This window comes from Kosakonia sp. YIM B13571 (assembly GCF_042788095.1).
Lineage (GTDB): Bacteria > Pseudomonadota > Gammaproteobacteria > Enterobacterales > Enterobacteriaceae > Kosakonia > Kosakonia quasisacchari.
This window is the reverse complement of sequence record NZ_JBHZPL010000002.1, coordinates 516,391-533,865: the sequence shown is the minus strand read 5'-3', so window position 1 is coordinate 533,865 and position 17,475 is coordinate 516,391. Positions and strand designations below refer to the sequence as shown.

Here is a 17,475-nt window from a genome sequence, read left to right as displayed (position 1 = left end):
CGTAAGGCCTCTTTTTTTATGCGCAAAACCTTAGCACTGGTTGGTGTTTAAGGTACTGACCATGTTGTTATAGTTTTGCAGCAGGGATTGGGCGTCCTGCGTCTGCTGGGATTGCATCAGCTGAAACTGTTTTGGCTGCCTGGCATCTTTTTCGTACTCGCCATTTTCGGTGCGCTCAATAATGTCACGTCCGGTGGAGAGATAGTCATTGGCTTTAGACACGAGACTCGAACAGCCGGTTTTGTTGCTTTCGCGTATTTTGGCATCGTAAGCGGTAACCATGCTGTTGAACTGATCGAGCGCATCCTTAAATGCTGCTTTCTTATCGCCCAGACCTTTGCCATCCAGCACGCCACCGGCGGCATCCAGGCTCTCTTTCAGATAGTAGACCATCCCCATTTGAGCGTGCTCAAGCGTGCCTTTTTCCGTACGTTCGAATTCCGCTTTGATGCGCGCACGATCTTTTGCCTCGATACCTTCAAAGAAATTCGCCTGCGCAGCCACCAGCGCCTGCATGCTGCTTAACAACGCGGGCTGGATCTCACGGCCGTGTGCGCCATTGTCGCTTTTATAGGTTTTCGCGCTGATGTAATTGTACATATCGCGGCTTACCGGTTCGGCTTTTGCCAGCGCTTCGCTGTAAAGACGCGCCGGTTCGTCCAGTTCCGGCATATCCGGCTTCATGCTGTGCGCTTTATCCAGATGTTCTTTAATGCGTCCCATCGAGAGCGGTTCAGTAAAAAACAGATCATCCATTTTCTTTTTGCCATCGAAAGCGGGCTGAGTGTACTTCTGGTATTCAGCGAGTTGCTTCCCGTAGGAAGCCGAAGTCATGTTGGCCGCGGCAATATATTCGTTGTACTTCAGCACTTCGGCCTGTTCGGCTGACGGCTGTGCTTCTTGCGTTTTGGTAGATTTATCGTCACAGGCTGACAGTGCCAGCAGGCAGGCGGCAACGGCCAGCGTACGTGCGACAGGTTTGGCGATGAACATCCCATTCTCCTTGTCCGAAAAAAAATAACGACTCATTATTGCTGAGCGCCGCACAGGTTAGCATCAATGCCACTCTGGCAAGGGGCATGCCACCTGAATTGGTAGGTTTTGAACAGCGGAGAAAGTGCCCGGCAGAGAGCATTGCCGGGCCGGGTTCAGGCGTGTGCAGCGTTAAATAAAGCTGTCGTCATCGTTGCTGTAATCGGTGTCATCAAAATCATCGTTCTGGTAGCTGTCATTGCCGAACGAATTGTTCTGATCGAGAAAACGTGTGTCGGAGGCATTATTGAAATCGTCATTCTGCGCGTTTTCAAAGGGTGAATTGGCTGCCGTCGTCGCCGGCTCTTCGATAATATTCACGATCTCTTCCGGGCGCGACTGGTGGAACATGCTGGTCAGCATTTCGGCCAACACCACGCCGCCTGCAACGCCCGCCGCGGTTTGCAGCGCACCGGCCATAAAACCGCTACCGCGTGGCGCAGGTGCTGGCGCACGGGAATAGTCCTGCTGTGGTTGCTGAGGCGCATTCCCGCTATTTTCCGGTTGCGGGCTCTGGTTTCTCCCACCGCCAAACAGGCCGCCGAGGAAACTGCCACCGCCAGTTTGCGGTTTGCTTTTTTGCGCTGCCAGCTCGCTTTCAAGTTGCTGGACTTTGCTCTGGAGCTGTTTTAGCGCCGCTTCCTGAATCAGGATCGATTGCGCCATATAGTACGGCGCGGCAGGCTGCTGCCTCACAAATTCCGCTATCTGATGCTCTGCTTCGGCGTCGCGCTGGCTGTTCTGTTGCTCGGTCTGTTTCAGGCGCTGAAAAAGGCCGTTGATAAGCTGCTGTTCTTCATATTGCATGACAATAACCTTTCGATCGCTGTGATAGATACTCTTGAGTTTATCAGTGCCATGAATACATGTCCGGTAAGTGAAATGTTTGTTTAACATTGGTTGCAGCTGGGCAGAAAATTCCTCTCACCGCCAGTGAACTCACGCCCTGAGCGTTCATATCTTTATTACTCCACGCAGATGAATTACGTTGATGGCGGCAATTACACCAGCCGTCAGCATTGCGCTTTTTTTCATTTGTCGTGAGAGTATTTATGAGCAACGTAACGATTTATCACAACCCGGCCTGCGGCACGTCACGCAACACACTGGCGCTTATTCGCAACAGTGGCGTGGAGCCGACAATTATCCACTACCTTGAGACACCGCCTTCGCGCGATGAGCTGATGACGCTGATCGGCGCCCTGGGCATTCCGGTGCGTGAATTGTTGCGTAAAAATGTGGAACCGTACGAACAACTGGGGCTTGCAGAAGATCGCTTCACGGACGCGCAGCTCATCGATTTTATGCTTGAGCATCCCATTTTGATTAACCGACCTATTGTGGTCACGCCGCGCGGTACGCGCCTTTGTCGCCCGTCGGAAGTGGTGCTTGAGCTCCTCCCTGAGGCGCAGAAAGGGGCATTCAGCAAAGAGGATGGGCAGCAGGTTGTTGATGAAAATGGCCAGCGGATCGCACCGTAATCCCGTCTGTTAAACAGTGTTAACGATAAAAGCAGGGGATTTGAGCACGCCCGCAGAATGCGGGCGTTGAGATCAGGCAATACGCAGCGTTTCGCGCGTTTTTGCCGGTGTGATGATGACAGGGATGGATTTCGAGGTTGGCGTACCGGTGCCATCGCCAAAGCGTGTCAGCGGAACCAATGGGTTCGTTTCCGGGTAATATGCCGCCAGATTGCCGCGCGGGATGTCATAAGCGACAAGGCGGAAATCCGTAACGCAGCGCTGCACACCATCGGTAGACTGGGTTTCAATATCCACCCGATCACCGTCATTCAACCCGAGCGCGCGAATATCTTCCGGGTGCATAAACAGCACATCGCGCTGACCATACACGCCACGGTAACGGTCATCAAGCCCGTAAATGGTGGTGTTGTACTGATCATGCGAGCGTAAAGTCTGCAAGACAAACGGCGCGTCAGTTTCCGGGCAGACCGAGAGCGGCAGGGCGGCGGCGCTGAATTCTGCTTTGCCGGAAGGTGTATTAAAGCGCAATTCTGCGGCAGCGTTCCCCAGCCAGAACCCGCCGGGTTCTTCGCAGCGAGCATTAAAGTTGTTAAAGCCGGGGATCGTGGCGGCAATATGATCGCGGATCAGGTTGTAATCACCCGCCAGTGCCAGCCAGTCTAGCTTTTTACGGCCCAGTGTGGCGTGGGCGATGCCAGCGACAATCGCGGTTTCCGAACGTTGCGTGGCGGCCAGCGGTTTGCCGATGCCTTCGGAAGCATGCACCATGCTGAAGGAGTCTTCCACGGTCACAAATTGACGCCCGCTTGCCTGCATATCTTCTTCGGTACGGCCAAGCGTTGGCAGGATCAGCGACTGTTTACCCGGCATCAAATGGCTGCGGTTTAGTTTGGTACTGATGTAGACCGTCAGCCCGCAACGGCGCAGGGCTTCGCAGGTGAGCGGCGTATCCGGCGCGGCGGCGGCCAGGTTGCCACCGAGCGCAAGCAGCACTTTCACTTCGTTACGCAGCATCGCCGAAATGGCCTCCACCGTATGATGCCCGTGCTCGCGCGGCGGCTCGAAATTGAAATGACGAGCAAGGCTGTCGAGCAAGGCGGCAGGCGGTTTTTCGTCAATCCCCATCGTGCGGTTGCCCTGCACGTTGCTGTGCCCGCGCACCGGACAGAGCCCCGCGCCAGGTTTACCTAAGTGGCCGCCAAGCAGCTGCAGGTTAGTGATTTCCCGCACGGTATCCAGTGAGTGTTTATGTTGGGTAATGCCCATCGCCCAGGTACAAATCACGCGTTTTGCGTTCTGCCAGATGGCGGCCGCGTCGCGCAACTGTTGCTGATTCAGACCGGACTGCTTCTCAATGGTCGACCAGTCGGTGGCATCGATTTGCGCAAACCACGCGTCAATGCTGTGGGTGTGCTGCGCAATAAAGGCATCGTCAAAAATGCTCGCTTCGCCGTTAGCCAGCCGCTGGCGCTGCGTTTCCAGCAATGCTTTGGCCATTCCGCGCACCGCCGCCATATCACCACCGAGATTGGGCTGATAGTAAGACGAGCTGATCACACCCGCCATCGGCGTAACGAGTTCCAGTGGTTTTTGCGGATCGGCAAACCGTTCAAGGCCGCGTTCGCGCAGGGTATTAAAGGTGACAATACGCGCCCCACGATCGGCGGCGTGACGCAGGCTATGCAGCATGCGAGGGTGATTGGTGCCGGGGTTTTGCCCGAAAACAAAAATGGCGTCTGCTTTATCAAAATCGGCCAGGTGAATGGTGCCTTTTCCCACACCGATGCTGCGTTTTAGCCCCGCGCCGCTCGCTTCGTGGCACATGTTGGAGCAGTCCGGGAAGTTATTGGTGCCGACCATGCGACCAAACAGCTGATAAAGCCAGGAGGATTCATTGCTGGCTCGACCAGAGGTGTACAGTTCGAGCTGATTAGGGTTATCCATCGCATTAATATGCTCGCCAATCATCGCCAGCGCGTCATCCCACGCAATCGGTTCGTAGTGATCGGTTTGCGGGTTGTAACGCAGCGGTTCGGTCAGACGGCCCTGATATTCGAGAAAATAGTCGCTCTGGCGGTTAAGCGCAGTCACGCTGTGTTGCGCAAAAAAAGTGGCGTCAATCTGGCGGCGTGTGGCTTCCCAGGTCACGGCTTTTGCGCCGTTTTCGCAGAAACTGAACGTGCTTTTATTGTCGTCACCCCAGGCACAACCGGGGCAGTCGAAGCCGCGCGCTTTGTTCATGCGCAACAGGTTGCGCATATTTTTTAGCGCATTTTTACTGTCAATAACGAAGCGCGTTGTCGCTTCCAGCGAGCCCAGACCACCGGCAGCAGCGTGGTAGGGTTTGATAGCGGTTTTGAATTTCATCTCTTCTTCCGACTGCGGATGGTTACAGCGTGAGTGTAAGTTGCGTAACAACAACTCTTAATCAACAACCTATTTTTATCACACAATTAACGCACTGTTTACCTGTTGCGCAATCGGAAGAGAAGATAAGCGAGCCGGAATTAACCCGGCATCGTTTTGCGAATTGCCGCAATCAGCGCGTGAGCTGCGGGGGGCAGGACGTTATCAACGCGGGTAATGATCCCAATCGGATCGCCGATCCCAATCGGCGGAATGGGCAGTGCCACCAGAGAACCGAGGCGCAAATCATCTTTTACTGCGCCGGAAGGGACAAACCACACGTAGTCATATTCCACTGTGAGCTGTCGCGACAGCGATGCGGAAAGCGTTTCCAGGCAACCAGACGGCAGTGTGCAGTTCTGGCTGCTGAGCAGTTCCTCGGTGTTTTGCCGTGGCACGGTGCCTTCCGGTAGCACCACCACCGGCCATTCCAGCACTTTACTTAGCGTAACGGTGGTTTGCAGCAACGGATGTCGCGGGCGAACGACCAGTTTTAGCGACTCAAGAAACAGCAGCTCATAACTTAAGCCGCTCATCAAATCCGGGTCTGACATGCGGCCAATGCCGAGATCCAATTCGCCGGATTTCAGCCCGGCGAGGATCATCGGGTTATTGGCGGTAGCCACCTGAATGGTGATATCCGGCTGCTGTTTATGCAGTTGACCGATGACCGCCGGTAAGATCCCCAGCGCGGCGGTGGGCAGCGCGCCGATGCGGATCAGATCGTTTTTCAGTTCGGTTCTGTGGCTCAGCGACTGTCCGGCAATGTTGACCGCGTCCAGCACACGCACCGCGTGGGTAAGAAACTGTTCACCGACCAGGGTTAGCTGCGCGCCCATGCGGCCACGCTCAAACAGGCGCTTACCGGTAAGCTGCTCGAGTTCATTCAGGGTTTTCGACAGCGCAGGCTGACTTAAGTTAAGGGTTTCAGCCGCGCGCCCCAAAGTTCCTTGTTGAGCGACGGCAACGAATGTATGCAAATGGCGCAGACGAATGCGCTGTGAAAACAGACCGTTTTTTTCCATAAGATGATGTTAAAAACCGTGCAGAACCGCTGGCAAATGAAGTTGTTTAATTTTGATAACCAGATAGCAAAATATTATTAACATTTAATCTCTTTGAGTTACAAACGGATTCTGCCCGCAATGTGACGTAACCTGCATGTTGGTAAGGGTTTGCTGCTGTGCTGTTCCATAATCTTTCGTTATGTTCGTTACCGCGCGACGCACCCGCGTTTTCTGCCACGATCACACTTTGTAAATTTCCCACCACGCACGCAAAAAGGCTTCTCTACACTCCAGAGAGAACACACTGGAGGGATTACACTATGGCGTACAGCATCACGGCTGATGAGATTCGGGAACAATTTTCACAGGCGATGTCTGCCATGTACCAGCAGGAAGTTCCGCAATATGGCACGCTGCTGGAGCTGGTCGCGGATGTGAACCTGGCGGTGCTGGAAAACAACCCGCGTCTGCATGAACAACTGGCCAACGCCGATGAATTAGCACGGCTGAATGTCGAGCGCCACGGCGCAATCAGGGTAGGGACGGCCGAGGAGCTTTCCACCTTGCGGCGTATGTTCGCCATTATGGGGATGTTCCCGGTCAGTTATTATGATCTCTCGCAGGCAGGCGTTCCGGTGCACTCCACCGCCTTTCGCCCAATAGAAGACGCTGCGCTGGCGCGTAACCCGTTTCGTATTTTTACCTCGCTGCTGCGCCTGGAGCTTATCGAGAACGAAATCCTGCGTAATAAAGCCGCCGCCATTCTGGCGAAGCGCGACATTTTCACCCCTGCTTGCCGCCAACTGATTGAGTTGCATGAACTGAATGGCGGTTTTACCCCCCAGCAAGCCAAAGCTTTTGTTGAGGAAGCGCTGGAAACGTTTCGCTGGCACCGCCATGCCACGGTGGATACGCAAACCTATCAGGCGCTGCATGATGAGCATCGCTTAATTGCCGATGTGGTCTGTTTCCCTGGCTGCCATATCAATCATTTAACGCCACGAACGCTGGATATTGACCGCGTACAGGCGCTGATGCCGGAGTACGGCATTGAACCGAAAATCCTTATCGAAGGCCCGCCGCGTCGCGATGTGCCGATTTTGTTGCGTCAGACCAGTTTCAAAGCGTTGGATGAACCGGTGCTGTTCAACGGCGAACACCAGGGAACCCACACCGCGCGTTTCGGTGAGATTGAACAGCGCGGCGTCGCGTTAACGCAGAAAGGGCGCGCGCTCTATGATCAACTGCTGAACAGCGCCGGAACGGGCAAAGATAATCTGACGCACCAGTTGCATTTGCAGGAGGTGTTCAAAGCCTTCCCGGATAGCGAAATGCTGCTGCGCAAACAGGAACTGGCGTGGTTCCGCTACCGTCTGACACCCACGGGCGAAGCGCACCGTCAGGCCATTCGTCCCGGCGACGATCCGCAGCCGCTGATCGAGCGCGGCTGGGTGGTAGCACAGCCGATTACCTATGAAGATTTTCTGCCGGTCAGCGCGGCGGGGATCTTCCAGTCGAACCTCGGCAACGAAACCCAGGCGCGCAGCCATGGCAACGCCAGCCAGGCGCAGTTTGAGGCCGCGCTGGGTTGCCCGGTGTTCGATGAATTTACGCTCTATGCGGAAGCCGAAGCGCGCAGCAAACGGCGTTGCGGTCTGCTGTAAAACAGGTAATCTGCCAGAAATCAGTCATTTCTGGATGTTGTCATGGAAAATCCATTAACCCCGCTGGTCCATACCCGCCAGGGCAGTGTACTGGGATGCAGTGAAGACGCCTTTCATGTCTGGCGCGGTATTCCGTTTGCCGCGCCGCCCACCGGCGCACTGCGTTGGCGCGCGCCGCAGCCGCCGCAACCTTGGCAGGGCGTGCGCATGGCGGACACCTTTTCCGCCGCCAGCTGGCAAAACAGTGATTATTGTCAGCAGCTCGGCGGCGGCGATCCTGGACGTTTCGCCGAAGATTGCCTCTATCTGAATATCTGGTCACCGGCTACGCGCACAAAAGCGCTGCCGGTGATGGTCTGGCTGCACGGCGGCGGCTTCACTATCGGCTCCGGCGGGTTGCCGCCGTATGACGGAAAAGCGCTCGCCGCACGCGGCGTGGTGCTGGTGACGGTGAATTATCGCCTTGGGCATCTTGGTTTTTTCGCCCATCCGGCGCTGGAGAAGGAGAGCGGTGAGCGCGTCTACAATTTTGGCCTGCTTGATCAGATCGCCGCACTGCGTTGGGTGCAGGAGAATATCGCTGCTTTTGGGGGTGATGCCGCGAACGTGACGCTGTTTGGCGAATCGGCTGGCGGACGCAGCGTGATGGCACTGATGGCCTCGCCGCTGGCAGAAGGGTTGTTTCATAAAGCCATTATTCAGAGCAGTTATACCTTGCCGGATACGCCGCGCGAAGCCGCGCTGGCAAAAGGTGAAGCGATTGCCGCGCATTTTGGGCTGGAAAATGCCAGCGCCGAACAGCTGCGCGCACTGCCGGCAGACGCGTTCTGGCCGCTGGACGCACCGCTGAAAATTGCCCCGACGCCTATCGCAGGTGATGGCGTATTACCGGAACCAATGCTTGATACCTTTTTCGCCGGTCGGCAACATCCAATGCCGGTCATTATCGGGTCGAACAGCGATGAAGCCAGCGTGATGGCGGAGTTTGGCGTTGATCTCGCCGGGCAAATCGAAAAGATGCGCCGCGAACAGCGGCTCGGCCTGGGGCTGATCCGCCTGCTTTATCCGGGGGTGAAAGGGGATGCGGAACTCGGTCGCCAGGTGTGTCGCGATATGGCCTTTACCACGCTTGGCCTGGTGGTGATGCAGGCCCAGCAGCGTGTCGGGCAACCCTGCTGGCGTTACTGGTTTGATTATGTTGCCGAAGCGGCGCATGACACCTATATCAACGGCGCGTGGCACGGTAACGAAGTGCCGTATGTATTCGACAATCTTATGCTTTCGGAGCCGTCGTGCAGCTATGTCAACCCGCGCGATCTCGCCTTTGCCGCGCATATTGCCGATTACTGGGTTCGTTTTGCCGCCCAGGCAGAGCGTCGTACAGAAGCGTTGCCCGGCCCGGTCAACTGGCTGGCCTGCGTACGTGGCCGCGACCGGTTACTGCGTATGGGATTGAATAAACATGCAGGTTTTCGCCTGGTTAACCGCTTTATGCGCGCCCGCCTGAGCTTTTTTCGCCGGGTAATGCGCCACCACGTGAAGCTTGATTAGCCCCCAGCAACCCGTCTCTAAACGCCGCCAGCCCGGCGGCTTTATTCTCTGTTTCCCGCAAAACCAGGCGATAACTGGCACCGGTTATGACACTCTGCGAAAACGGGCGCAGCAGGCGTCCAGCCTGGATATCCTCCTCAACCAGCGTCTCATCGGCGATGGCCATTCCCAGCCCCTGAATGGCGGCAGTAATGGCTAAATCCATGGTATCGAAGTGTTGATTTTTCCTCATGGCGGGCTGAAAAGCGCTTTGCTTCGCCAGCCACAGCGACCAGTCGGTTTTATCCCGCGTCGGGTGCAATAATGTGGCGGTTTCCAGCGTATTGCGCTGCGCCAGCGCGTGGCTAATCACCGGCGTCAGCGCTTCGTCAAACAGCAGATCCCCGGCGCTTAATTGGGTGCCAAAAACAATTGCCGCGTCATAAGGTTCTGTTTTGAAGTTAATGGTGTGATCGGTTGTGGTGGTCAGCGCCACCTGCAATTCCGGATAACGTTGTTCCAGATCCAGCAGGCGAGGCACCAGCCAGCGTATCGCACAGGTCGGGGCTTTCAGTCGCACCACCGTTTGTTGCGAGCGCGCCTGAAAAGCGACCATCACCAGTTGTTCATACGCACCACGCAGTTCCGGCAGCAGAGCGCTACCCTGCGGTGACAGGTGTAAACCACGCGCGTGGCGTTCAAACAGCGGAAAGCCGAACCAGTTTTCCAGCGTGGCGATTTTGCGGCTGACCGCACCCTGCGTCAGACACAGCTCTTTTGCTGCATGCGTCAAATTAAGATGGCGGGCGGTGACCAGAAAAGCGTCGATGGCATTGAGTGGCAGAGAACGGTGCGACATGGCAACTCCAGCTATGCAATATATTCATGGCTATTATGACAACAATTCGGTTGTCGGCTCAACAGGGTTTAGTTTGAATGGTTATGCACTTTTTATGTGAAAGGATCAGGCATGACTCTGCGTACCCCGGTGAAAACTCGCTCCAAATTACCCGATGTGGGCACCACCATTTTTACCGTCATCGGCCAGCTTTCCGCCGAACATAATGCGATTAACCTTTCTCAGGGCGCGCCCAACTTTCCTTGCGATCCGCAGCTGATTGCCGGGGTGACGCGCGCCATGCAAGCCAATCATAACCAGTACGCGTCAATGACCGGTCTGCGTCCGTTAAAAGAGCGGATTGCACAGAAAATCAGCGAGCTGTACCGCACAGATTACGACGTGGACAGTGAAATTCTTATCACCGCCAGCGCCAGCGAAGGGTTGTATTCCGCTATTAGCGGGCTGGTGCATCCAGGTGATGAAGTGATTTACTTTGAACCCTCGTTCGACAGTTACGCGCCAATTGTCCGTTTGCAGGGGGCAACGCCCGTTGCTATCAAACTGACGGTGCCGGATTTCGCGGTCAACTGGGACGAAGTACGTGCGGCAATTACACCGCGAACGCGCATGATCATCATCAACACGCCGCATAACCCGAGTGGGCAGGTTTTCTCTCGTGCTGACCTCGAACAACTGGCGGCGATCACCCGGCACACTGATATTGTGATCCTCTCCGATGAGGTTTACGAACATGTGGTGTTTGACGGCGAGCCGCATCACGGCATGGCAACGCACCCGCAACTGGCGGAGCGCAGCGTGATTATCTCGTCGTTTGGCAAGACCTATCATGTGACGGGCTGGCGCGTGGGTTACTGCGTTGCGCCTGCTGAACTGATGGATGAGATCTGCAAAGTACACCAGTTTTTGATGTTCTCTGCCGATACTCCCATGCAGCACGCCTTTGCCGATCATATGCGCGACCCGCAGGGTTGGCTGTCGCTGGCGGCGTTTTACCAGCGTAAACGCGACCTGCTGCAAACATTGCTTGCGGAGTCGCCGTTCCGCTTATTGCCCAGCGCGGGGTCATTTTTCCTGCTGGCGGATTACAGCCATTTCAGCGATGAAAGTGACAGCGAGATGGTGAAAAGACTGATTATTGATTGCGGTGTCGCCACCATTCCGCTGTCGGCGTTTTATACCGATAGCACAGATAACAAGTTGATCCGCCTCTCTTTTGCAAAAGATGAGGCAACGTTAAGAGCAGGCGCGCAGGCCCTGTGTCGTGTTAAGCCACGCTAAGGAGCGTTAATGATGAAATTTAAAGCACTCTGTCTGGGTATGGGTTTGCTCTGCTCATTCTCCTCATTTGCCGAAAGCGCGCTGCGCTATGGCGTGGAGGCGGAATATCCCCCTTTTGAAAGCCGCAACGCGTCGGGCGAACTGGAAGGTTTTGACATCGAACTGGGTAACGCCATCTGCAAAGCGGCACAACTGAAATGCAGTTGGGTGGAAACCTCGTTTGACGCGTTAATCCCTGGGCTTACTGCAAAGAAATTTGATGCCATTAACTCGGCGATGAACATTACCGAGCAACGGCGCAAAAGCATTGACTTCACCCAGCCGATATACCGCATTCCTTCGCAACTGGTCGGCAAAAGTGGTGATGGCATGGAAGCGACCGCGGAAGGGCTGAAAGGCAAAACCATTGGCGTGTTGCAGGGATCGATTCAGGAAACCTACGCCAAAGAGCATTGGGAAAAGCACGGTGTCACGGTGGTGTCGTATAAAGATCAGAATATGGCGTGGGGAGATTTGCTGAACGGTCGTATTGACGCCTCACTGGTGATGTCGGCGGCCGGACAAGCCGGTTTCCTCAGCAAGCCGCAGGGGAAAGGGTTTGGCTTTATCGGCAAACCGGTATCGGACGATACGATCCTCGGCAGTGGTATCGGTTTTGGGTTGCGCAAAGGTGACGAGGCCACCAAAAAGCAGCTTGATGCCGCAATCGATAAAGTTCGTGCTGACGGCACCATCAAGACGCTGGCAGAAAAATATTTTCCCGGCATTGATGTTAGTGTCAGCGCACAATAAGGCATGACCATTCTGGCGCCTGCCGTCTGATGTCCGGCAGGCGCTTTTTTATTTCCGCCGCCCCCGCTACTGTTATACAGATCTTTACGCCGCTTTCGGGCTGCTCTTATCGACAGAAAATATTTCATGTTTCGTTCATATATTCGGCAGCCAACAATTGGATTCTCAATGAATTTTGTCTAGAGTGATGCGTTCATTAAGCAACGCTTTTGCCGCTGTTTCGCGCCATCGCGAAATGCCATTCGACGACCAGAAGGACGTGTTACCAGGCATGAACCGCAGACGATTTATTCAAGCATCCATGGCCCTTGCCGCAACCTACGGCACTACCGGTGTTGCATCGTTGTTTTCCCGCGCGGCGTTCGCGGCGGAAACCGACATCGCCGATGGACAAAGCCGCAGTTTTGATTTCTCCGTGCTGCAGTCCATGGCGCACGATCTGGCGCAACAGCAATGGGGCGGTGCGCCTAAAGCGCTCCCCAACACGCTGGCGAACCTGACGCCGCAGGCTTACAACAGCATTCAGTATGATGCGCAGCACTCGCTGTGGAACAATGTGGATGGCCGTCTGCTGGACGTGCAGTTTTTCCACGTCGGCATGGGCTTTCGCCGCCGTGTTCGCATGTTCTCACTCGATCAAAACACACACCAGGCGCGTGAAATTCACTTCCGCCCGGAGCTGTTTAACTACCATGACGCGGGCGTAGATACCAAACAACTGGAAGGGCAAAGCGATCTCGGTTTTGCCGGTTTTCGCGCGTTTAAAGCGCCTGAGCTGGCGCGCCGCGATATCGTCTCGTTCCTTGGCGCGAGCTATTTCCGCGCGGTAGATAGCACCTTCCAGTATGGTCTTTCCGCACGCGGTGTAGCCATTGATACCTTTACTGATACGCCGGAAGAGTTCCCGGATTTCACCGCGTTCTGGTTTGAGACGGCGAAACCGTCCGATACCACCTTTACCGTTTATGCACTGCTCGACAGCCCGAGCATTACCGGCGCGTATAAGTTCGTGATCCACTGCGAAGAGAGCCAGGTGATCATGGATGTCGATAACCGCCTGTATGCGCGCAAAGACATTAAGCAACTGGGTATCGCGCCGATGACCAGTATGTTCAGCTGCGGTAATAACGAGCGCCGCGTCTGCGATACCATTCATCCGCAAATTCACGACTCTGACCGGCTGGCGATGTGGCGTGGTAACGGCGAGTGGATCTGCCGCCCACTAAACAACCCGCAAAAATTGCAGTTCAACGCCTACCAGGATGAAAACCCGAAAGGGTTCGGCCTGCTGCAACTCGATCGCGATTTCTCCCACTATCAGGATGTGATGGGCTGGTACAACAAACGCCCGAGTCTGTGGGTTGAGCCGCGTAACAAATGGGGTAAAGGGGCGGTAAGCCTGATGGAGATCCCGACTACCGGTGAAACGCTGGATAACATTGTCTGCTTCTGGCAACCGGAAAAACCGGTTAAAGCGGGCGATGATTTTGCCTTCCAGTACCGCTTGTACTGGAGCGCGATGCCGCCAGTACGTTCTCCGCTGGCGCGCGTTTACGCCACCCGCACCGGCATGGGCGGTTTCCCGGAAGGTTGGGCACCGGGCGAACACTACCCGGACAAATGGGCACGCCGTTTCGCCATTGATTTTGTTGGCGGCGATTTGAAAGCCGCTGCGCCGAAAGGCATTGAGCCGGTCATCACCCTCTCAAACGGTGAAGCGAAACAGGTTGAGATCCTCTATGTTGAACCGTTTGACGGTTATCGCATTCTGTTCGACTGGTATCCGACCAATGATTCCACCGATCCGGTAGACATGCGTCTGTTCCTGCGCTGCCAGGGCAACGCGATCAGCGAAACCTGGCTTTATCAATACTTCCCTCCCGCGCCGGACAAACGTAACTACGTTGATGACCGCGTCATGCGCTAATCTCACTTCGCCCCCGTTTGGGGGCGAATGCTTTGTGGAGCTGCAATGGACGATACCGTTATTCCGGTAAATGACCACCTCATGCTGCACGCCGTCGACGAGCGGTTTGTGCACGACCTTCACCAGTTAATTGTCAAAAACCGCGACTGGCTACAGCAGTTTCTCAACTGGCCGCACTCTGTCACCTCCGTTGATGACACGCGCAAAACCGCACAGAGCAACATGCTGCTGCACCAGCGCGGTTACGCCAAAATGTTCATGATTGTGCGCGACGATGTGCTGGTGGGGGTGCTGGCGTTTAATTCGATTGAGCCGCTAAACAAAACGGCCTATATCGGCTACTGGCTGGATGAAGATTGCCAGCGGCAGGGGATTTTGTCTCAGGCCATGCAGGCCATGATCGATTTTTACGCCCGCCGCGGCGAGATCCGGCGCTTTGTCATCAAATGCCGGGTGGCGAACACGTCCAGCAATCAGGTAGCCGAACGCAACGGCTTTACGCTTGAAGGCTGCCTCAAACAGGCGGAGTTTCTCAACGGCAGCTACGACGACCAGAATATCTGGGCGAAGATCGTCGATAAGTCCCGATCGCGCTAACTGGTGGCCTGTGACACCGCTTTGCGCAGGCCATTTACCGCCGGTGAGTTCATCGGTGTCACCAGCGCGTAGTTGTAGTGATCATCACTCCAGTACTGCGCCATCACATCTTCTGCCTCGCGTTCCCCATGGGGAAGTTTGACCGGGCTTAATGGGCGGATATACCAGCCGACCCGCGTTCCGTTTCTGTCCTGATACATAATCAGCGCCGCCGGGCCTTGCGCGGTGGCAATAAGCCTCGCGCCGGATAACGTGAAACCATACTGTTCAAGATTTGGCGGCTGGTTGCCGTTGATGAAATACCGGGCGACCCAGCGGGTGAGTTCGGTTTGCTGGCTTGCCACCACATCCATGGGCGTTAACGCAGCATTATCAAAAAGTTTATAGGCCTGAACCGCGTCCTCCATCGGCTGATGAGTCATCAACATCTGCGACTCTTTTAACTGCCAGCCTGTGTAGCCGCCAACGCTTAGCGCCAGCACCAACGCGAACGCGGTGGCCAGTTTCCACTGGCGCTGCTGGCGTACCTGGCGGCGTAAATAATGCGGCTCCGGTTTTTCCAGGACAATAGCTTGCTGGCTCATGGCCTGGCGGAGTTGCTGCGCGTCGCGACGCCAGCCCGCAACCTGCGCGGCGGCATCGGGGTTTTCTGCCAGATAGCGCTCGACACGCGCTGAGGTCGCCTCATCGGTTTCGCCATCCATCCAGGCATGCAGATCGTGTTCATCCGGTGGCAACGTCATTTCAGTCTCCTCAGCGGCAGCGGCGTGGCCGTACCGTCTAATTTCTCATGTAGCAATTTACGCGCTCGCGACAGGCGCGACATCACGGTGCCGGTCGGGATATCGAGCGTTTGGGCGACTTCTTTATAACTCAGCCCTTCAATGCTCACCAGCAACAGAATGACACGATAATCTGTGGGCAGCGTGGCGAACACCGCCAGCGTATCATCCGCCATCGCCAGTGATTCGGTAGATGCGCTGATGGCTTCCTCGCCGGTAAAAAAAGCGAGGATTTTCATATACCGTCGCTTGCGCCGCTCGGCGTCAATAAATTGGCGGTAAAGAATGGCAAACAGCCAGGCGCGCAGGCTCCGTTCGCCATGATTATCCGGGCTGCGCGTCAGCGCTTTCATCAGGCAACTTTGCACCAAATCTTCCGCGCTGTGCGGGTTGCGGGTTAGCCACAGTGCAAAGCGTTGCAAATGTGGCATCACCTGACGAATCTCATCATCAGTCAGTTGCATAGCTTGCCTTCATCGTTTGCGCGTTCCCGACATACTCTCAAATACGCCATCGCGGAGCACGAGGGCATGAAATAACGCAGCGGCTAAATGCAGCATCACCGTTGCGAACAGCGCCAGTGCCACCAGGGAATGCAACGGACGCAGCAGTGCGTAAACATCATTACTCACCGGCAGGATAGGCGGTAACACCCAACCCCCGACCGTTACCGGGTAGCCCGCTGCCGAAAGCATTCCCCAGCCAATCAGCGGCTGCGCAATCATCATGGCATAAAGCGCCCAATGTGAGAGGTGCGCCATCGCGCGTTGCCAACCCGGAAGAGTCGCCGGTAACGCGGGCGTGGCAGTATAAAACCGTAACCACAGACGGACCAGCACCAGCACAAGAATCATTAAACCCAGCGGTTTGTGAATGGACACCAGCAGGCTGTGCAGGGATGAGACGGTGGAAACCATCACGACGCCAATAAACAGCATCGCCACGATCGCTGCCGCCATTAACCAGTGCAGCACGCGCAGCGCCGGGTGGAAATACGCAACCTGTTTCATAAATGAGCTCCAGCCTGGGCGGATTGTTCGCGGGTGCGCGCATTGTAAGATTTAGCATAGGCTGCTGAACGCGCATTAAGTAATGGATCGTCAGAGGCGGCAATGCCATCTGGCAAGATCAGCGGATCGTAATTGATGTCATTGCACGGCCCATTTTGCTGTTCTGTTGCATGGGTGAGTACCAGCGTTCCGGCGTTGACCGTTTGTCTGTCTGCTGGCCAGATTTTCGTGGCATTACTGCCATCGTCACCCGGCTGGGCAACCGTGACCAACAGATCCCATTTCAGCGGCCCTTGCGCCAGACGCTGTTTAAGATCGGTTTGCAGGAAATCTTTATCCTTTTTTTCTTCCGCACTGATGGGCTGATAATCGGTGTGCGGCACCATGCTCCAGCGAACCAGATGCGCCATGCCGGACTTATCCATAAAACGGAACGCGTTCAGGCTGTTAAAGCGATCGCTGGCCCAGCTTGAAGAGGGAACATTCTGCTTTGCCCACGCCAGAAATGGCTTGATTTCGGGATTCTTTTGCACAAAGGCGGTAAATTTATCCGCATTCGGTTTGCCGGTTGCCGCATCAGGTAGCGAGGCAACCTGTAATTCATAAAACTGCTCAACGGTGGAGACCGGGAAGAAGGGCATCGCATTCATGCCAGTGCGCCACTGTTCGCCGTTCGCCAACTGAAACGCCAGCGCCATACTGCGCACGGGAACAGCGTAATCCGGCGCGGTAGGGTTGCCTCCGGCAATAGCAAAACGTCCGGTTACCGGCGTTTCACCCGCCGCAAACACCGAGGCGCGCGATAGCGTGCTGGCATTGCCGTTGGAGATAAAACTGCCAATAACACAGAGACCTTTGGCGTGATTTCGCCGGTAACCCGGATGTTCGCCGCCCGCTTGTTGTAAGACATTCACCAGTTTGTCTGCGCTCAGGCGCTGTGGCGTTAACCAACCGCCGCCCCAGAGGAACAGCACAATCAACACCAGGGGAATAAGTGCTATCACTGCGAGACGCGCAATGATCTGGCCGGTCGTAAATGGAGTGTTTGTCATAGTTGCTCACCTGCTAATCATGAGCGGATAAGACGAAGCAACGGCGCGTTTA

At 55.5% G+C, this 17,475-nt stretch carries 16 protein-coding genes; 7 read left to right on the top strand and 9 right to left on the bottom strand.

Annotated features, from left to right (window positions below; all coding sequences use genetic code 11):
- Positions 1-30 precede the first annotated feature (30 nt).
- A complete protein-coding gene (locus ACFX4O_RS07615) occupies positions 31-993 on the bottom strand; it encodes a YiiG family protein (RefSeq protein WP_131410398.1) in 963 nt (320 codons plus the stop codon).
- A gap of 171 nt (positions 994-1,164) precedes the next feature.
- The gene (locus ACFX4O_RS07610) at positions 1,165-1,839 is read right to left on the bottom strand and encodes a DUF2076 domain-containing protein (protein ID WP_380207945.1); all 675 of its coding nucleotides are present in this window, start codon (positions 1,837-1,839) and stop codon (positions 1,165-1,167) included.
- A gap of 245 nt (positions 1,840-2,084) precedes the next feature.
- Between ACFX4O_RS07610 and arsC the strand changes: the two genes are divergently transcribed.
- Entirely contained in the window at positions 2,085-2,513 is a 429-nt protein-coding gene (gene arsC / locus ACFX4O_RS07605) for a glutaredoxin-dependent arsenate reductase (protein ID WP_380207944.1), read from the top strand.
- A 72-nt stretch (positions 2,514-2,585) separates the two neighbouring features.
- On the opposite strand, the gene ACFX4O_RS07600 is transcribed toward arsC, so the two are convergent.
- Together ACFX4O_RS07600 and ACFX4O_RS07595 are read right to left on the bottom strand one after the other, a co-directional pair.
- A complete protein-coding gene (locus ACFX4O_RS07600; RefSeq protein ID WP_380207943.1) occupies positions 2,586-4,883 on the bottom strand; it encodes an FdhF/YdeP family oxidoreductase in 2,298 nt (765 codons plus the stop codon).
- A gap of 140 nt (positions 4,884-5,023) precedes the next feature.
- Complete coding sequence (locus tag ACFX4O_RS07595) at positions 5,024-5,947, bottom strand: LysR substrate-binding domain-containing protein (protein WP_131410390.1); 924 nt, start codon at positions 5,945-5,947, stop codon at positions 5,024-5,026.
- Positions 5,948-6,249: 302 nt separating this feature from the next.
- On the opposite strand from ACFX4O_RS07595, the gene ACFX4O_RS07590 reads away from it, so the two are divergent.
- Positions 6,250-7,593: a VOC family protein gene (locus ACFX4O_RS07590; protein ID WP_380207942.1), complete on the top strand. Its 1,344-nt coding sequence runs from the start codon at positions 6,250-6,252 to the stop codon at positions 7,591-7,593.
- A 42-nt stretch (positions 7,594-7,635) separates the two neighbouring features.
- On the top strand, positions 7,636-9,144 hold the full coding sequence (locus tag ACFX4O_RS07585) for a carboxylesterase/lipase family protein (protein WP_380207941.1): 1,509 nt from the start codon (positions 7,636-7,638) through the stop codon (positions 9,142-9,144).
- On the opposite strand, the gene ACFX4O_RS07580 is transcribed toward ACFX4O_RS07585, so the two are convergent.
- Positions 9,083-9,982, bottom strand: coding sequence for a LysR substrate-binding domain-containing protein (locus tag ACFX4O_RS07580; protein WP_131410385.1), 900 nt, complete (start codon positions 9,980-9,982; stop codon positions 9,083-9,085). The genes ACFX4O_RS07585 and ACFX4O_RS07580 overlap by 62 nt on opposite strands.
- 111 nt (positions 9,983-10,093) lie before the next feature.
- Between ACFX4O_RS07580 and ACFX4O_RS07575 the strand changes: the two genes are divergently transcribed.
- The 4 genes from ACFX4O_RS07575 (at position 10,094) to rimL (ending at position 14,579) form a co-directional block, all read left to right on the top strand.
- On the top strand, positions 10,094-11,263 hold the full coding sequence (locus tag ACFX4O_RS07575) for a pyridoxal phosphate-dependent aminotransferase (RefSeq protein ID WP_380207940.1): 1,170 nt from the start codon (positions 10,094-10,096) through the stop codon (positions 11,261-11,263).
- Between the two features lie 12 nt (positions 11,264-11,275).
- A complete protein-coding gene (locus ACFX4O_RS07570; RefSeq protein ID WP_380208046.1) occupies positions 11,276-12,055 on the top strand; it encodes an ABC transporter substrate-binding protein in 780 nt (259 codons plus the stop codon).
- A gap of 271 nt (positions 12,056-12,326) precedes the next feature.
- Entirely contained in the window at positions 12,327-13,982 is a 1,656-nt protein-coding gene (locus ACFX4O_RS07565; RefSeq protein WP_131410487.1) for a glucan biosynthesis protein D, read from the top strand.
- A gap of 45 nt (positions 13,983-14,027) precedes the next feature.
- The gene (rimL, locus tag ACFX4O_RS07560; RefSeq protein WP_131410381.1) at positions 14,028-14,579 is read left to right on the top strand and encodes a 50S ribosomal protein L7/L12-serine acetyltransferase; all 552 of its coding nucleotides are present in this window, start codon (positions 14,028-14,030) and stop codon (positions 14,577-14,579) included.
- Here the strand turns inward: rimL and ACFX4O_RS07555 are convergent.
- From ACFX4O_RS07555 to ACFX4O_RS07540, 4 genes are read right to left on the bottom strand one after another with little or no spacing between them, the layout of a single operon-like run.
- The gene (locus ACFX4O_RS07555; RefSeq protein ID WP_131410379.1) at positions 14,576-15,322 is read right to left on the bottom strand and encodes an anti-sigma factor; all 747 of its coding nucleotides are present in this window, start codon (positions 15,320-15,322) and stop codon (positions 14,576-14,578) included. The two genes, rimL and ACFX4O_RS07555, sit on opposite strands and share 4 nt — an antisense overlap.
- Positions 15,319-15,825 (bottom strand): RNA polymerase sigma factor, encoded by a 507-nt coding sequence (locus tag ACFX4O_RS07550; RefSeq protein WP_131410377.1) that lies wholly within the window; start codon positions 15,823-15,825, stop codon positions 15,319-15,321. The genes ACFX4O_RS07555 and ACFX4O_RS07550 overlap by 4 nt, the downstream gene beginning before the upstream one ends.
- A gap of 9 nt (positions 15,826-15,834) precedes the next feature.
- On the bottom strand, positions 15,835-16,371 hold the full coding sequence (locus ACFX4O_RS07545; protein ID WP_380207939.1) for a cytochrome b: 537 nt from the start codon (positions 16,369-16,371) through the stop codon (positions 15,835-15,837).
- Entirely contained in the window at positions 16,368-17,423 is a 1,056-nt protein-coding gene (locus tag ACFX4O_RS07540) for a catalase family peroxidase (protein WP_380207938.1), read from the bottom strand. Before ACFX4O_RS07540 ends, ACFX4O_RS07545 begins: the two co-directional genes overlap by 4 nt.
- Positions 17,424-17,475: the final 52 nt, after the last annotated feature.

Excerpts from the sequence above, each read along its gene's own strand:
- ACFX4O_RS07600 (WP_380207943.1), bottom strand. The coding sequence starts at position 4,883 with ATGAAATTCAAAACCGCTATCAAACCCTACCACGCTGCTGCCGGTGGT.
- ACFX4O_RS07580 (WP_131410385.1), bottom strand. The coding sequence starts at position 9,982 with ATGTCGCACCGTTCTCTGCCACTCAATGCCATCGACGCTTTTCTGGTC.
- ACFX4O_RS07595 (WP_131410390.1), bottom strand. The coding sequence starts at position 5,947 with ATGGAAAAAAACGGTCTGTTTTCACAGCGCATTCGTCTGCGCCATTTG.
- ACFX4O_RS07590 (WP_380207942.1), top strand. The coding sequence starts at position 6,250 with ATGGCGTACAGCATCACGGCTGATGAGATTCGGGAACAATTTTCACAG.
- ACFX4O_RS07565 (WP_131410487.1), top strand. The coding sequence starts at position 12,327 with ATGAACCGCAGACGATTTATTCAAGCATCCATGGCCCTTGCCGCAACC.
- ACFX4O_RS07540 (WP_380207938.1), bottom strand. The coding sequence starts at position 17,423 with ATGACAAACACTCCATTTACGACCGGCCAGATCATTGCGCGTCTCGCA.
- ACFX4O_RS07575 (WP_380207940.1), top strand. The coding sequence starts at position 10,094 with ATGACTCTGCGTACCCCGGTGAAAACTCGCTCCAAATTACCCGATGTG.
- ACFX4O_RS07570 (WP_380208046.1), top strand. The coding sequence starts at position 11,276 with ATGAAATTTAAAGCACTCTGTCTGGGTATGGGTTTGCTCTGCTCATTC.
- ACFX4O_RS07585 (WP_380207941.1), top strand. The coding sequence starts at position 7,636 with ATGGAAAATCCATTAACCCCGCTGGTCCATACCCGCCAGGGCAGTGTA.
- rimL (WP_131410381.1), top strand. The coding sequence starts at position 14,028 with ATGGACGATACCGTTATTCCGGTAAATGACCACCTCATGCTGCACGCC.
- ACFX4O_RS07550 (WP_131410377.1), bottom strand. The coding sequence starts at position 15,825 with ATGCAACTGACTGATGATGAGATTCGTCAGGTGATGCCACATTTGCAA.
- arsC (WP_380207944.1), top strand. The coding sequence starts at position 2,085 with ATGAGCAACGTAACGATTTATCACAACCCGGCCTGCGGCACGTCACGC.
- ACFX4O_RS07545 (WP_380207939.1), bottom strand. The coding sequence starts at position 16,371 with ATGAAACAGGTTGCGTATTTCCACCCGGCGCTGCGCGTGCTGCACTGG.
- ACFX4O_RS07610 (WP_380207945.1), bottom strand. The coding sequence starts at position 1,839 with ATGCAATATGAAGAACAGCAGCTTATCAACGGCCTTTTTCAGCGCCTG.
- ACFX4O_RS07555 (WP_131410379.1), bottom strand. The coding sequence starts at position 15,322 with ATGACGTTGCCACCGGATGAACACGATCTGCATGCCTGGATGGATGGC.
- ACFX4O_RS07615 (WP_131410398.1), bottom strand. The coding sequence starts at position 993 with ATGTTCATCGCCAAACCTGTCGCACGTACGCTGGCCGTTGCCGCCTGC.